The following is a 13,919-nucleotide window of genomic DNA, read 5'->3' on the forward strand; positions in this document are numbered from 1 at the left end:
AGGTGCCATAGCAATGGCAAACACGCATACGTATTCCAGACGCGAGGAAATAGCCAATGCCATCACACATGGCATTGGAGCTGCACTTAGCGTTGCTGCACTCGTTATTTTAATCGTATTTGCAGTGGAGAAGGGGACAGCTTCTCATGTAGTCAGCTTTACGATTTATGGAACAGCGATGCTGCTGCTTTATGCCGCATCGACCTTGGTGCACAGTTTTCCAGAGGGCAAGGCGAAGCGTGTTTTTGAATCGCTGGACCATTCCTTTATTTATGTATTTATTGCCGGGACGTATACGCCCATTTTGCTGCATATTGTCCAAGGGACGTTAGGATGGGTTCTATTCGGCATCGTTTGGGGCTTCGCCCTTGTTGGTGTCGTATTTAAAGCTTTTTTTGCCTCAAAGTTTTTATTTACCTCGACGATTGTGTATTTGGCCATGGGCTGGCTGATCGTTTTCGCCTGGAAGCCGCTTACGAGCCATTTGGCGCCTGGCGGCCTGCAGCTGCTCATTACAGGCGGGCTGCTCTATACGGTGGGAACCGTATTTTATATGTGGCGGGCATTTCCTTATCATCATGCGGTATGGCATATGTTCGTGCTTGGCGGGTCCGTGCTGCATTTCTTTGCCATTCTGCTTTATATGCTGCCGTCCTAAACGTTCAAAGAAGCTTGGCAATAGACGGATGCGTTTGCATCTGCCTGCTGCCAAGCTTCTTTGTGCTTATTCTACTGCGTAAGCAGCGGGCACCAGCCGGGTGGCTCTGAACAAATGGCCAGTGCGAAAATAGGTTCCTCTACATACAGATCGTTAAAATAGCTCGGAAGCACATGGTTGGCGGCAACCGAGCCGAGCCTGAACGAGCGCTTGACCTCGCCCTTTACATGCAAGTAATAATACGTTTTTTTCGTTTGTGGCGATTGATACACAAGGGTTGGGAGATGGGGAACGATATCATATTCGTTTTGAAAACGCCAATGAGTGCCGACAAGATTGTTATAATTGCGCACAAATTTAGGATCGCCGACCCGCGGTGCCCCAAACGTATAAACGATCGGCGATTTTATTTCAGTATTCGCGGCTATATCGGCAGCTGCAAGCGTTGCCAAAGCGCCGCCTAAACTATGCCCCGTTATAAACAGAGGCTTATCTGCGGGCAGCTGCTCGATAAGCGCCAATATTTGATCGCGCGCAGACATATAAATATCGGTGAAGCCTTTATGCGTATAACCGCCATTTTTCACTGGACGATAGGGCGTTTGCTGGGCGATAAAATCCGATACCCAATCGACGGCGGAGCCTGAGCCGCGGAATGCGAGCACGGAGGACTGCTCCGACATCAGCAGGAAGCCGAACGCTTCCTCCGTCTGGTCGTAGGCTCGGGCATTGAACGTCCCGACCAGCGTATAATTGCGCGGCACGAGAAACAGCCCGCTTGGATTCGTAAATTGCAAATACGTTTGACCGCATACCGCAGCCAAAAATAAAGCCGTCCGAGTGTCCAGCTGCTGCGACTCCCGGTTGTTGTTTTTTTTCAAAGTTGCCATTGACCGACCTCCGCTCCATATTGCGTCTCAGCGCAAGAAGTTTCTGCCTAAATGCCGCCTGCAAGTGGGCAGCTGATGTTGTAGCATATGATAGGCTGGGCGACTCCGCAACCGCTTGGTCCAAGCACTGGCAAATAAATTTGGCAAAGTAACAATGGACGTAGGCGAGCTTGCACCGTTATAATAACAGGAAAAAGTTTTACGAGGGGAGCTTGCACATGACTTTGCAGATTGGTGTTATCGGTACAGGTTGGTTTGGAAAGATGCATGCTGAAAAACTGGCGCGTATGGAAGGGGTCAACGTAGCAGCATTAGTGGCTACAAGCAAGCAGAAGGCAGACGATGCGGCTAAGCCGTTTACAGATGCACGCGGTTATGAAAACGTTTCCGATATGCTCGATGACCGGAAGCTGGATGCGGTCTATATTTGTGTTCCGCCGTTTGCCCATGGCGAGATTGAAAACGAACTGGTAAAGCGCGAAATTCCGTTTCTTGTCGAAAAACCGCTTGGTGTTGATATCGAGACTCCGGCAGCTATCGGACAAGCTGTTCAGGCTAGCGGCCTGATTACATCAGTCGGCTATCATTTCCGCTATATGGATGGCACGGATAAAGCGAAAGAGCTGCTGGCGGACAGGCTGGCTGCTATGGCGATTGGGAACTGGATGGGCGGTATGCCGGGTGTCGGCTGGTGGAGAAAAATGGAAGGCTCTGGCGGACAGTTTGTCGAGCAGACGACGCATATTGTCGATTTGCTGCGTTATTTGCTCGGGGATGTGACGGAGGTTTATGCCGCATATGGCGACCGGATTATGGCAGGCAAGGAAGAAGGCGTTGAGGTTCCCGATATTGGAACGGCTACCTTCAAGCTGGCGAGCGGCGCAGTAGCTTCCATCAGCAATACCTGTGCCCTTAGCGCAGGGGATCGTGCCGGACTGCACATTTATACGGATAAAGGGGTATTGGAGCTTGGGCATCATGGGCTCATTGACATCGAAGCCAGCCGCAAAACGGAGTACGTTAACAAGCGCGATCCTTATCAGCTTGAAAATGAGGCTTTTCTGCATGCCGTTCGCACCGGCGACACTTCGCTCATTCGTTCGACCTATGCGGATGCGTTGCGGACGCAGGAAATTACAGTTGCGGCTAACCAATCGGCGAAATCGGGCCTTCCGGTTCGTTTGCCTTCGTACTTATAAGCCGCTTAGCTGAAGGAATGAAGTTATGCTCTAAAATATAATAAAGCCCCTCCATATTCGCTGAAATAGCGAGCAATGGAGGGGCTTGTTTCATAATAAATCATGTTCAGCTATAGTCGGCGTGAACGTGTCAATGGCTTCGCTGCTGACGGAGCCTGCTCCTGTGAGGCCGTCTTGGCAGACGATGGGCGCTGCCCGCTGTCTTCATCCGCAAGCGTTTCCTTGTACTTCTTGCGGCTGTGGCGGTCAGAACGAGTGGCAGCCAGCTTGCCAGAGCCGCCGCGGCCAATCAGCATATCGCCTGTCCAGCCTTTCTTCCACAGCCAGACGTAAATGAGTACGGTAATGCCGATTATGAAGGCGCAAAGAATCGTAAAGCCCCACCAGGTTTTGTCCCAAGGCAGCGGCTCCAAATTCACACCCCAAAGGGCAGAAATGACCGTTGCTGGAGTGAAAATCACGGTGAAAATCGTCAGCGTCTTCATAATATCATTGCCACGGAAGTTGGAGATCGCATCGTCCATTGAAATGAGTGTATCAATCTCAAGCGAATAATGCTTGAGCAGCGTATCAATTCGTTCCAGCTTATGAGTAATGCGCTTGTAGGCTTCGCTTTCCATAATTCCGTCGAGAAAAGCTTCCTTCACCGAGCCGTGAAGCTCGCGAACAGGCGTAAAGAGATGGCTCCAATGCAGCAAGTCATATCGCCTTTCAATGATGGTGTCCATCAGGCCGGTACGATTGGCGCTGCGCATATTATTTTCAAGATCGCCAAGCCGGTTCTCAAAGCCGTCCAGTCCTTCGTGGAAGGGGCCTAATATAACGCCGAGCATAACCAACAAGGCTTCCGGAGCGGTGTCACATGTTTCAAGCCTGCTCGTTACATCATCTGCCTGAAAGCGTATAGCTAGACGCATATCCTCATGCATCGTCACAAGCCGCTTGCCTGATACCCAGAAGTGGAACGGCTGTATATCCGTATGCACATCCGAAATCTGGATCATCAGTGTGCCATGCACAAGCGGGCCGCGCTCTGTTGCTGGGGCAACCGTAATTTGATTCGTCGTCCGTCCGTCGCATTCCTCAAGCCAGGAGGCGCATTCAGGAAGCAGCAGCTTCGCCTCCAGCTTTTGCGAATCGGCACCGCTGCCCGCCTGAACAGGGTATGGCCGCGCAGCAAGGAAGCTTTCATTATTTTTTCTGTTGTCCTTGCGTTTGGGCAGTTTCTGCCCGATCTCCGCATGCTGCCTTTCGAGCTGCAGCATTTGCCAATCCCACTGCGCGGGATAGCGAAGCACTCGATGAATCATCGCCTTGCCCCCTGCTTGTCCGATTTCCATTTCACTTCCCTCCATCATACCTTGAAAGTGTTTGTTGTACAACAACCGGGCGGCGAATCTGCAACATTGCGATTGATTCATTGCCGCTGAGGGTATAACTATTCTAAGAGCGCTCGGATGAAGCCAGCTGAAAAATGGCGTACACATCATTTGCCGAAATCAGCAGGCTTTTGTAATCACAATCAGGTTTAGGAGGAGATTCTAATGGCTAAGAAGCTGGGGATTTTCAAGACGGAGCAAGAAGTGATTGATACGGTTGCCGCATTGGAGCAAGCCGGATTCGTGCCGGGAGAGCTTCAAATTATTGCTAAGGATAGCGAGCATTCCCGCCGAATTGAAGCGGAAACCGATATTCATGCCGATGAGGTCATGGAACTGGCGCGCACGAATGGAAGCCGAGGGATGAATGAGGGGACGACGATTGCTGCTGCCGCTGTGATGCCTACGACTGGCATGACCGGAGCTGGCGGTTGGAGTGCGGTGCCAATGACAACGGATGGTTTGCTGGCGACTAATTTTATTTCAGATGACGATGGCATTAATCACGCGCTCAGAGCGCTCGGACTGGATAAAGCCGAGGATGAAAGCCGGGAAGCGATTCGTGCCGGGAGCATCATCGTCGTCGTGGAGACGGATGAGAGCCATACGATGATGGACAAAGAGGGCGGACCGAAGCTGGCGCGGCTTTCAATAGCGGAATCTGTATTTCGCAGCCAAGGCGCTGTGCATATAGCTGATATTTAGTGGATATATCAAATAAAGTTTATGTCATATAGAAAAGAAGGGCTCCGCCGATCGGCGGAGCCCTTCTTTTCTATATAGTGGTGTATATAAGCACACTATATGGCCGTGATGCAAGCCTGCTTAAACCTTTAATAAGGAAGGACGGTCAAGGCGCACGATGCTGGCGAGCGGATGCGCCTCGCCATTAATCATGTCCCGCAGCATATAGGCAGCCATCATGCTGTAGACGGTGCCATTGCCGCCATAGCCTAGGCAATAATAGACGCCGGGCATTTTTGGGTCTGCTCCGATAAAGGGCAAATTATCACGGGATTCGCCGAATGTGGCGCTCCATTCAAATTCCAGCGGCTGATCCAGCATCGGAAACAATGCCGTTATTTTTTCCAGCAGCTTATCGGTTCGCTTGCGCCTTAGCTTCTCGCTCTCAATCGGCGCTTCTGTCATTTCGTCCAGTCCGCCAACGACGATACGGCCATCCACCGTCGTGCGCAAGTATAAAAAGGGGCGCGCCGTTTCCCAAATGAGGCATTGGCCCGGCCAATTGGCCCGCAGCTTCGCGTCGTCCTGAACGACGGTAACGGCGGCAAAGGAACGGTTAATGTTGGCTTTAACGAGCTGGCCGCGCAGCTCCTCAGGCTCATAGCCAATAGCGAAAATCACATGCTCCGCCTCGATTTCCCAGCCGCCTGCAGTACGCAGCAGCTGTCTGCCTTCAGCGGACTGCTCATGCTTTACGATGTCGGTATGCTCATAAATTTGCAGCCCGGCTTCCACTGCAGCGGCAGAGACACCCTGCACGAACTGGAAAGGATTAACCTCGGCATCCCCCTGCGCCACAATGGCGCCCGGTTTGCGGAAAGGAAACTGCCGGGAAATATCGTCCGCTTCCAAGAAGCTGACATCGAAGCCATGCTTGAGCAGCATCTCATACTCCTTCCGCAGCATTGGCAACTCCTGCTCAGAGGTCGCATAGTATAGGCTTCTTCTTGGAATGAAGCCGACATCTACGGGGAGCTGCGCCGCAACTTCTCCCAGCTGCCGCACGGCATCCAGACAGCCGCGATAGAACCGAACGGCATCGTATTCGCCGATTTGGTCAGCGAGCTCCCACAGCATAATATCATTGGAAAACTGGAGCAAGCCCGTGTTGGCCGACGTACTGCCGCCAGCTACGCTTTCCCGTTCGAGCATCGCTGCTTCAATGCCGCTTTTCGCCAAAATATAGCCACAAATGGTACCCGACATACCGCCGCCGACAATGGCAACCTTCACTTTTTTGTTCGAGGTAATACTCGGATATTCTGCCGGGGAATTTAAGGTAGTAGGCCAAAACAGACTGCCTGTATGCAGCTCCTTCATCTGAGGCACAGCTCCTGTTCATGTTGATTTAAAAGGTGTTTCTTAGTAACCATTACACATCTAATCAATTGTTGTACCACTAATATGTCCCATATCGGCCTATCCGTATTACAAGCCATGCGGCTTGCTCGCTACTCCTTCTGGCTGCGCATCGCTTCGCGGTACGCGGTTGGGGATTGATTATAAAAACGCCGAAATTGCTTGGAAAAATAAAGCGCATCCTGCAGTCCGACAGAAGCGGAAATTTGCTCAATCGTCAGCTCTCCACGCTCTCGAAGCATCTGTCTAGCCTTGTCTATTCTCAGCTTGAGCAGGAAGGTGACGGGCGTCGTTCCCGTCTTGCGTTTGAAAAATCGCGATAAATAAGCGCGATTGTAGCCAAGCGCCTCCGCCATCTGCTCAATAGAAACGGGATGGGCATATTGCGTCGATAAATAATGGATCATTTTTTGGAGCAATTGCTCTCCCTCTTCATCGGCCATCAGTGCTTTGCCGCGAGCGGCATCGCTCATAACGGCGCTGTATTCAGCGAGCAGCAGCTGCAAATAGCCGCTTGCCTTCAAATGCGCAGCCGCCTCATTCGAGCGGAAAATATGGAAGATATGATGGAAAAGCACGGCGGGCCGCTTGCTGCTGCCCGTATCGACGACCGGCTGTGCAGCGGATAAGCCTGCTGTCTCCAGCAGCCCGCCTGCCAGTGTGCCCCTAAAAGCGACCCAGCGGTAGCGCCAAGGATTTTGAACATCGGATTCATAGCTGACCAGTTGCTCCGGTTCAATGAGAAAGGTATGCCCTGCCCGCATCTCGTAGCGGTTGTCGCCGCAAATGAAGATGCCGCTGCCTTCAAGGACGACATGCATCAAATAAAAATCATATACTTTCGGTCCGAGGCGATGGGCTGGCTTCGTCTGGCTTTCCCCTGCGAACAATACGTGCAGCAGATCGTTTTCGATGATCATAGGGCTTGAGGCGACTTTATAGTTCTCTGGTCTGTTCATTCATTACACCTGCCTGCAATTGGGAATAAAGACTGCTTTATTTGCGGATTTTAATAATCATAGCATGTCTTAAGATCGATATGAAAGTCACATATATCCATGTAAATAGCACTTTGCGCCATTTTAATTGCCGCTTGCCTTGCGCTATACTGAAGGGGAAGACATCGCCTTACATCAAATTACTAAAGACGATAAAAAGGGACGTGATTGCAAGTGGCAAATGTTCAAGAGCTTACACAGAAATTTATCCAACAATATGGTGGAGAAGCCTCTTCCATTCAAGTATTTCATGCTCCAGGCCGGGTGAATCTGATCGGCGAGCATACCGATTATAACGGCGGTTACGTTTTTCCGGCTGCTTTAACGTTCGGCACTACGCTGCTCATTCGTGCGCGCGGAGACCGCAAGCTTGGGCTGGCAACGACGAATTTTCCAATGAGCCGGGAATTTGATCTTGAAAATATCGTTTATGACGAAGCGGATGACTGGATGAACTATCCGAAAGGGATTTTCCATGAATTGAAGCAGCGCGGCGTGAGCTACACATCCGGCTATGATCTGCTGTACCATGGCGAAATCCCGAACGGAGCGGGCCTGTCCTCCTCGGCTTCCATCGAAGTGGTTACGGCATATGCCTTGCTGACGCTTGAAAAACAGCCGATCGACAAGGTTCAAATTGCTCTGCTCTCGCAAAAATCGGAAAATGAATTCAATGGCGTGCAATGCGGCATTATGGACCAATTTGCTGTGGCGAACGGCAAGAAGGACCACGCGATTTTGCTCATGTGCGACACGCTGGAATATGATCTCGTTCCGTTCCAATCGGGCAGCTACAAGCTCGTTATCGGCAACACGAACAAGCGCCGCGGATTGGTGGATTCCGCTTATAATGAGCGCCGCAGCCAATGCGAGCAAGCGGTTCAGGACTTGACGCAGGCATTCCCTGAGCTGACGCTGCTTGGCCAAATTAACTTGGAGCAGTTCAATGCAAACAAGCATCTGATCAAAGAAGATATCGTCCGCAATCGCGCGCAGCATGTAGTCGAGGAAATCGACCGGGTGTTGCAATCGATGGAGGCTCTTAAAAAAGACGATCTCGCATTGTTCGGCCAGCTGATGAACGGCTCGCATGACTCGCTGCGCGATTTGTATGAAGTAACAGGTGCGGAGCTGGACGCGATGGTAGCTGCGGCTCGCAAAGTAGATGGCGTGCTTGGCTCGCGCATGACAGGCGCAGGCTTCGGCGGCTGCACCGTATCGCTCGTTCATGAAGACAGCATTGAGAGCTTCAAGCAGCAAGTGGGCGAGGAATACACGGCGGCAACCGGACTTGTAGCGGATTTCTACGTATGCAGCATCGGCAATGGCGTTGAGCAGCTGGTTTAAGCAACAGACGGCTTAAGCAGGCCTATCGAATGAAGCGTGTTGAACGGATTTAGCCGTTTACACTTACATGCAAGCAAATATGGGAGGGATAATACAATGGCAGTATTGGTAACAGGTGGAGCAGGATATATTGGTTCGCATGCTGTAGCGTCACTTAAAGAGCGCGGCGAAGAAATCGTCGTCGTTGACAATTTGGAGCAGGGGCATCGCGAGGCAGTAACAGGCGGAAAGCTGTACGTTGGCGATTTGCGCGATAAGGATTTTCTGGAAACGGTATTTAAGGAAAACAGCATTGATGCCGTTATTCATTTTGCAGCTAATTCGCTCGTAGGGGAAAGCATGCAAAACCCAGGGAAATACTATCATAACAACGTTTATGGCACATTATGCCTGCTTGAAAAAATGATCGAGCACAATGTGCTTAAAATTGTGTTCTCATCCACAGCAGCTACCTATGGCGAGCCGGAAAACGTGCCAATCGACGAATATGACCGCACGCTGCCGACTAATGCCTATGGCGAAACGAAGCTGGCTATGGAAAAAATGATGAAATGGTTCGATGTCGCGCATGGCTTGAAATTCGTATCCTTGCGCTATTTCAACGCAGCTGGCGCGCATGAGAGCGGCCTGATCGGCGAAGACCATAATCCGGAATCGCATCTTATTCCTATCGTGCTGCAGGCAGCGCTTGGACAACGCCCGCATATTTCGGTGTTTGGCGAAGATTATGAGACAGAGGATGGCACTTGCATCCGCGATTATATCCATGTCAGCGATTTGGCCGATGCGCACGTGCTTGCTGTAGAACGTTTGCGTACGGGTGCGGACAGCTCGATTTACAACCTAGGCAACGGACAAGGCTTCTCCGTTAAGCAAGTGATTGATATTGCGCGCTCCGTAACCGAACGCGAGATCAAGGCTGTCATTGAGCCTCGCCGGACTGGCGACCCAGCCGTACTGGTAGCGGCATCGGATCGTGCCCGCAATGAACTGGGCTGGAATCCGAAGCGCGACAAGCTGGAGGACATTATTCGCAGCGCCTGGAACTGGCATGTGGCGAATCCACAAGGCTACAAAGGTAAAGCACAGGAGTAGGAGCAAGAGGAAGGAGCGTTTTTCGCATGACAGACAGCCAGACAGCCGCAGCAAATGCGGCGAAGGCGCTTGTAAATATTGAAAGACTGATTGGTTTTGCTTACCGCCAAGGCTTGCTTCACAAGCTGGACATTCATGCTGCCCGCAATGCGCTGCTTGATTTATTCGGCTTTACGGAGCCGCATGAGGGGGAAGTAGCTGAGGAGCAGCTGGATAGCGCGGTTTCGATCTTGGAGGAACTGCTCGATTATGGCTACAGCATCGGCCTGATTGAGGAAAATATTACGACTTATCGCGATTTGCTGGATGCGCGCATTATGGGCTTGCTCATGCCGCGCCCCTCGGAAACGGTAGCTGCTTTCGATCGGACAGCAGAAGCAGAGGGCATTTCCAAGGCGACGGATGCCTTCTATAAGCTGAATATTGATTCCAACTACATTCGCATGGACCGCATTCGCAAAAATAAATATTGGCTATATGATACGGATTACGGCAATTTGGAGATTACAATCAATCTGTCCAAGCCGGAAAAGGATCCAAAGGAAATTGCGCTGCTTAAGACGCTGCCGCAAGCTAAATATCCATTGTGCCTGTTATGTGCTGAAAATGTAGGCTACGCCGGACGCGCCGATCATCCTGCGCGGCAAAATCTGCGCGTCCTGCCGCTGACCTTGCAGGCAGAGCAATGGTATTTTCAATATTCGCCTTATGTTTATTACAACGAGCACAGCATTGTATTCAAGGGCGCGCATGAGCCGATGGCGATTTCGCACTCCTCGTTTGCGAGGCTGCTCGACTTCGTCGAGCTGTATCCGCATTATTTTATCGGCTCCAATGCCGATTTGCCGATTGTTGGCGGCTCGATTCTGAGCCACGACCACTTCCAGGCAGGACGTCATACGTTCCCGATGGAAGCGGCCGGGGTGGAAGCAAGCTTCGTTAATCCGGAGCTGCCAGGCGTCAAATACGGTATCGTAAGCTGGCCAATGTCCGTTGTGCGGATAAATGGCGCTTCGAAAGCCGATGTGCTGAAGGCGGCCTGCAGCCTGCTTGATGCTTGGCGTGGCTACAGCGACGCGGATGCCGACGTTCTCGCCTTTACCGCAGGTGATTTGGATGCGGCACAGACGCCGCATAATACGATTACGCCGATTGCCAGGCTGCGCGACAACGGCGAGTACGAGGTCGATCTTGTGCTTCGCAACAATCGGACGAGCGACGAGCATCCGGACGGAATTTTTCATCCCCATCAGCACCTGCATCATGTCAAAAAAGAAAATATCGGCCTGATCGAAGTGATGGGTCTTGCTGTTCTGCCAGGCAGACTGGCAACGGAGCTTGGTCAAATTGCCGCTTACTTGACGGGAGAGGCGACTATCGATGCTGCCCTTCAGGAAAGCGCTCATCCGCTTCACAAGCATGCAGAGTGGATTAGAGAGCTTGTAGCGTCTTATGGAACGTCCTGCTCAGAGAGCGAAGCTCAGGCGCATGTGGAGACTCAGACGGGTGCAAAGTTCCTTGATGTGCTGAAGGACGCAGGGGTATACAAACGCAACGATGCTGGAAAAGCAAGTTTTCAAAAGTTCCTGTTTTCCCTAGGGTTGCAAAGTGAATAATATAGGCTGAAACGTGAAGCTGGCTTTTAATCCTGAGGGGATTGAGAGCCAGCTTTTAATCTGTGAAATAATTAATTTGAAAAGTGTAAAAAATTATGGTATTTTTTATATGATTAAAAATAGTATTTACGTTACTAATGTTTTATTGTGATCGCCAACACTACAAGTTAGATGGAGGAGTTAATATGCCGGAAACTATTATGCCGTTAGATGATTTTTTGCAGTTGAATTCGGATGAGCAAGTGGAAAAGCTGAAAAGATGGAAAATGGATTATACGCTTAAAGATATTCGTGAAGCTTGGGATTTCAAACATTCCGCTCAGTATTACATGCTCCTTAAGAAACTCCGCATCTACGAGCGGGTTGTAAATAAGTCGGACAAGTTCTATCCGGTTCCAGATCATTTGTCTTCACAATCGGGTGGTGGATTTGAACGTGGATGGAGAGGACAGCCTTCTTACGCTCAGCAGGAGCTTAAGCTTCCAGCAGATCAGTTCAACTACAACTTGAACACAACGCTCAGCGGTGCTGAACTTGCTGAGAAACTCGAGCGCCTTGCTTTCTTCCTGAAGGGCGAGCAGAAACAAGTAGCCATTTCGCTGTCCCTTGAAGCAGCAGCAGCTGTAGCAGTGAAGGAATCCGAAACGACAGAAGAATAACACAAAGAAACCGGGGCAGCTCTTGCGAGTGCGCCGGTTTTCTTGTGTTGTCGAAGGGTGTAATATAATGTATTTTAATGGTATTACTTGAAGAGCTGTATTACTTGTTCCTTAGCTTGCCTAGCTCTGATACAAGGGCTTCAACTTCACTGATACTGAATTTTTCTTTGCTTGCAACGACCTCATACAGTTCCTTAATGTCTTCGTATTGCGTAATATTGAAATGGGAAGCCTGCATAGCGGCAGCCGAAGCCATCTTTAATTTTGTTTTGATGGTATCAATCATAAATTCAATATTTTGCGGCGTTTGCTGTTCAAGATCAAGCATGGGTAAATCCTCCTTCATCATTCAGGGCATGGATGCATGCGCCTGCTGTTTCATACTAATGCCGTCATTGTAACATAATTTTAGGACGGGCATCAGACAAATTGAATAGAACCGATAAATCCGATACAATTAATAGCAGGATGGGTAATTATAAAGTAGAGCATGAAGGAACGCAGATAAATTGAATGAAGCAGGTTAGCTTAAAGGAGCAGGAAGATGGAGCAGTCAGATCGTTTCAATCTCGAAATTGCTGAATTTCTGGCTCCGATTGCCAGGCAGTACCCGAATAGAAACGATATTTCCTTCGTATGTATTGGTACAGACCGTTCGACAGGAGATTGCTTTGGGCCTCTCGTCGGCACGCTGCTGCGGGAGCAGGGCTGGGAGCATGTCATCGGCACAATGGAGCAGCCGTGTGACGCCTATGCAGTGGAACAGGCGGTTCTCAAGGCTGAAAATCATGCAGTCGTCATTGCGATTGATGCTTGTCTCGGCAAGCCGCAGTCGGTTGGAGCCTTTCTGGCGAAAGCGGGTCCGCTCCAGCCAGGAGCAGCAACGGGCCGGAGATTGCCGCCCGTCGGACATTACAGCATTGCAGGCGTTGTGAATGCGTTAAGCCACAAGCCATATATAACGATTCAGACGACATCGCTGTATCATGTCATGCAAATGGCAGAGCAGTTGGCAGCAGCGATTGCAAGAGCATGGCCGGGCAGTAAGCGCTTATTAAAATGGACAGAAGAGGAGCGTGTTTATTTTGGCTAATTGGATAACCTTGGCGAATCAAAAGCTGATGCTTGAGGAAGGCACAGAGCTTAGCTTTTACGACTCAGAAGCGTTAAAATGGCAGGCTGGAGCAACGGACTCAGATCCAGAGGCAGGCCACCCCTCTCCTGTGGTTGTGCTGCTGCATGGCTACTGCGGCAGCTCAGCCTATTGGGAAGAGGTTGCGCCAATGCTTGCACGGCAGTCGCGCCTGATCATTCCTGATCTGCGCGGTCATGGCTTATCTTCGGCCTCCGCCGATCTTGAAGCTACTATGGAATTGTATGCAGATGATCTTTACGCTATTCTTGAGCATCTTCGCATAGATAAAGTATGCCTCATCGGCCATTCGCTTGGCGGCTACATTGCATTGGCTTTTGCAGAGCGGCATGCGGACCGGTTGGCGGCATTCGGGCTTGTGCATTCTACAGCTCTAGCTGACAGCGAGGCCGCGAAGGACAATCGGGACAATACGATAAATTTAATCAAGCAGGGCCAGCTGGAGCAGGTGATTGACGGCATGTCGCAAAAGCTATTTGCTCCAGATAATTTGGATAAGCTGCCTAGCAAGGTGGCGCGTGTGAAGGCGATTGGCTATCAGACGGGCGGAACAGGAGCGATCGCTGCGGCATCCGGAATGAAGGCAAGGCCTGATCGGACGAGCCTATTGCGTGAAGCCAAGCTGCCTGTGCTGCTGCTTGCCGGGGAAGGCGATCAAATCGTTCCACCGGAGCGGACGCTGTTATTTGTTGGCCCCTCCATCACGCAGGTGCTGCTTCCAGATGCCGGCCACATGAGCATGCTGGAGCAGCCGGAAGCATGCGCAGAGGCGATCAGCAGCTTTATTGCTCGGATATAGGCTGGACGCACCTTTCTCGCAGT

At 50.9% G+C, this 13,919-nt stretch carries 14 protein-coding genes; 9 read left to right on the plus strand and 5 right to left on the minus strand.

Features of this window, described 5'->3' with window-relative positions:
- The first annotated feature begins 13 nt into the window (after window positions 1-13).
- Window positions 14-658, plus strand: coding sequence for a PAQR family membrane homeostasis protein TrhA (trhA, locus tag AC50Y5_RS26005; RefSeq protein ID WP_056037132.1), 645 nt, complete (start codon window positions 14-16; stop codon window positions 656-658).
- 71 nt (window positions 659-729) lie between these two features.
- Here trhA and AC50Y5_RS26010 read toward each other — a convergent pair whose 3' ends face one another.
- Window positions 730-1,548 carry a lipase family protein gene (locus AC50Y5_RS26010; RefSeq protein WP_056037129.1) on the minus strand — a complete coding sequence of 273 codons (819 nt, stop codon included), beginning with the start codon at window positions 1,546-1,548 and terminating at the stop codon, window positions 730-732.
- Window positions 1,549-1,766: 218 nt separating this feature from the next.
- Between AC50Y5_RS26010 and AC50Y5_RS26015 the strand changes: the two genes are divergently transcribed.
- Window positions 1,767-2,747 carry a Gfo/Idh/MocA family protein gene (locus AC50Y5_RS26015; protein WP_056037126.1) on the plus strand — a complete coding sequence of 327 codons (981 nt, stop codon included), beginning with the start codon at window positions 1,767-1,769 and terminating at the stop codon, window positions 2,745-2,747.
- Between the two features lie 110 nt (window positions 2,748-2,857).
- Here AC50Y5_RS26015 and AC50Y5_RS26020 read toward each other — a convergent pair whose 3' ends face one another.
- Window positions 2,858-4,087: a magnesium transporter CorA family protein gene (locus AC50Y5_RS26020; protein ID WP_056037123.1), complete on the minus strand. Its 1,230-nt coding sequence runs from the start codon at window positions 4,085-4,087 to the stop codon at window positions 2,858-2,860.
- Window positions 4,088-4,291: 204 nt separating this feature from the next.
- Between AC50Y5_RS26020 and AC50Y5_RS26025 the strand changes: the two genes are divergently transcribed.
- Window positions 4,292-4,831 (plus strand): general stress protein, encoded by a 540-nt coding sequence (locus AC50Y5_RS26025; protein ID WP_056037122.1) that lies wholly within the window; start codon window positions 4,292-4,294, stop codon window positions 4,829-4,831.
- Window positions 4,832-4,951: 120 nt separating this feature from the next.
- Here AC50Y5_RS26025 and AC50Y5_RS26030 read toward each other — a convergent pair whose 3' ends face one another.
- Window positions 4,952-6,190 carry an NAD(P)/FAD-dependent oxidoreductase gene (locus AC50Y5_RS26030; RefSeq protein WP_494864174.1) on the minus strand — a complete coding sequence of 413 codons (1,239 nt, stop codon included), beginning with the start codon at window positions 6,188-6,190 and terminating at the stop codon, window positions 4,952-4,954.
- A gap of 131 nt (window positions 6,191-6,321) precedes the next feature.
- Entirely contained in the window at window positions 6,322-7,188 is an 867-nt protein-coding gene (locus AC50Y5_RS26035) for an AraC family ligand binding domain-containing protein (protein WP_494864175.1), read from the minus strand.
- 213 nt (window positions 7,189-7,401) lie between these two features.
- Between AC50Y5_RS26035 and AC50Y5_RS26040 the strand changes: the two genes are divergently transcribed.
- From AC50Y5_RS26040 to AC50Y5_RS26055, 4 genes are all read left to right on the plus strand, one after another.
- Window positions 7,402-8,574, plus strand: coding sequence for a galactokinase (locus AC50Y5_RS26040; protein WP_056044055.1), 1,173 nt, complete (start codon window positions 7,402-7,404; stop codon window positions 8,572-8,574).
- Between the two features lie 96 nt (window positions 8,575-8,670).
- Entirely contained in the window at window positions 8,671-9,669 is a 999-nt protein-coding gene (gene galE / locus AC50Y5_RS26045) for a UDP-glucose 4-epimerase GalE (RefSeq protein WP_430159024.1), read from the plus strand.
- A gap of 26 nt (window positions 9,670-9,695) precedes the next feature.
- Window positions 9,696-11,285, plus strand: a complete 1,590-nt coding sequence (locus tag AC50Y5_RS26050) for a UDP-glucose--hexose-1-phosphate uridylyltransferase (RefSeq protein ID WP_494864176.1) — start codon at window positions 9,696-9,698, stop codon at window positions 11,283-11,285.
- Between the two features lie 185 nt (window positions 11,286-11,470).
- Window positions 11,471-11,944 carry a hypothetical protein gene (locus AC50Y5_RS26055; protein ID WP_046229069.1) on the plus strand — a complete coding sequence of 158 codons (474 nt, stop codon included), beginning with the start codon at window positions 11,471-11,473 and terminating at the stop codon, window positions 11,942-11,944.
- Window positions 11,945-12,044: 100 nt separating this feature from the next.
- On the opposite strand, the gene AC50Y5_RS26060 is transcribed toward AC50Y5_RS26055, so the two are convergent.
- Complete coding sequence (locus AC50Y5_RS26060; protein ID WP_056043466.1) at window positions 12,045-12,272, minus strand: DUF1128 domain-containing protein; 228 nt, start codon at window positions 12,270-12,272, stop codon at window positions 12,045-12,047.
- 216 nt (window positions 12,273-12,488) lie between these two features.
- Here AC50Y5_RS26060 and yyaC point away from each other — a divergent pair, with 216 nt between their 5' ends.
- Window positions 12,489-13,037 (plus strand): spore protease YyaC, encoded by a 549-nt coding sequence (yyaC, locus tag AC50Y5_RS26065; protein ID WP_494864177.1) that lies wholly within the window; start codon window positions 12,489-12,491, stop codon window positions 13,035-13,037.
- Complete coding sequence (locus AC50Y5_RS26070; RefSeq protein WP_056043472.1) at window positions 13,030-13,896, plus strand: alpha/beta fold hydrolase; 867 nt, start codon at window positions 13,030-13,032, stop codon at window positions 13,894-13,896. Before yyaC ends, AC50Y5_RS26070 begins: the two co-directional genes overlap by 8 nt.
- The last annotated feature ends 23 nt before the right edge of the window (window positions 13,897-13,919 follow it).

Source organism: Paenibacillus sp. JT22N7 (assembly GCF_059383875.1).

Coding starts and splice junctions, on each gene's coding strand:
- AC50Y5_RS26035 (WP_494864175.1), bottom strand. CDS start 7,188: ATGAACAGACCAGAGAACTATAAAGTCGCCTCAAGCCCTATGATCATC.
- AC50Y5_RS26010 (WP_056037129.1), bottom strand. CDS start 1,548: ATGGCAACTTTGAAAAAAAACAACAACCGGGAGTCGCAGCAGCTGGAC.
- AC50Y5_RS26055 (WP_046229069.1), top strand. CDS start 11,471: ATGCCGGAAACTATTATGCCGTTAGATGATTTTTTGCAGTTGAATTCG.
- AC50Y5_RS26030 (WP_494864174.1), bottom strand. CDS start 6,190: ATGAAGGAGCTGCATACAGGCAGTCTGTTTTGGCCTACTACCTTAAAT.
- AC50Y5_RS26060 (WP_056043466.1), bottom strand. CDS start 12,272: ATGCTTGATCTTGAACAGCAAACGCCGCAAAATATTGAATTTATGATT.
- AC50Y5_RS26050 (WP_494864176.1), top strand. CDS start 9,696: ATGACAGACAGCCAGACAGCCGCAGCAAATGCGGCGAAGGCGCTTGTA.
- AC50Y5_RS26020 (WP_056037123.1), bottom strand. CDS start 4,087: ATGGAAATCGGACAAGCAGGGGGCAAGGCGATGATTCATCGAGTGCTT.
- trhA (WP_056037132.1), top strand. CDS start 14: ATGGCAAACACGCATACGTATTCCAGACGCGAGGAAATAGCCAATGCC.
- AC50Y5_RS26025 (WP_056037122.1), top strand. CDS start 4,292: ATGGCTAAGAAGCTGGGGATTTTCAAGACGGAGCAAGAAGTGATTGAT.
- yyaC (WP_494864177.1), top strand. CDS start 12,489: ATGGAGCAGTCAGATCGTTTCAATCTCGAAATTGCTGAATTTCTGGCT.
- galE (WP_430159024.1), top strand. CDS start 8,671: ATGGCAGTATTGGTAACAGGTGGAGCAGGATATATTGGTTCGCATGCT.
- AC50Y5_RS26015 (WP_056037126.1), top strand. CDS start 1,767: ATGACTTTGCAGATTGGTGTTATCGGTACAGGTTGGTTTGGAAAGATG.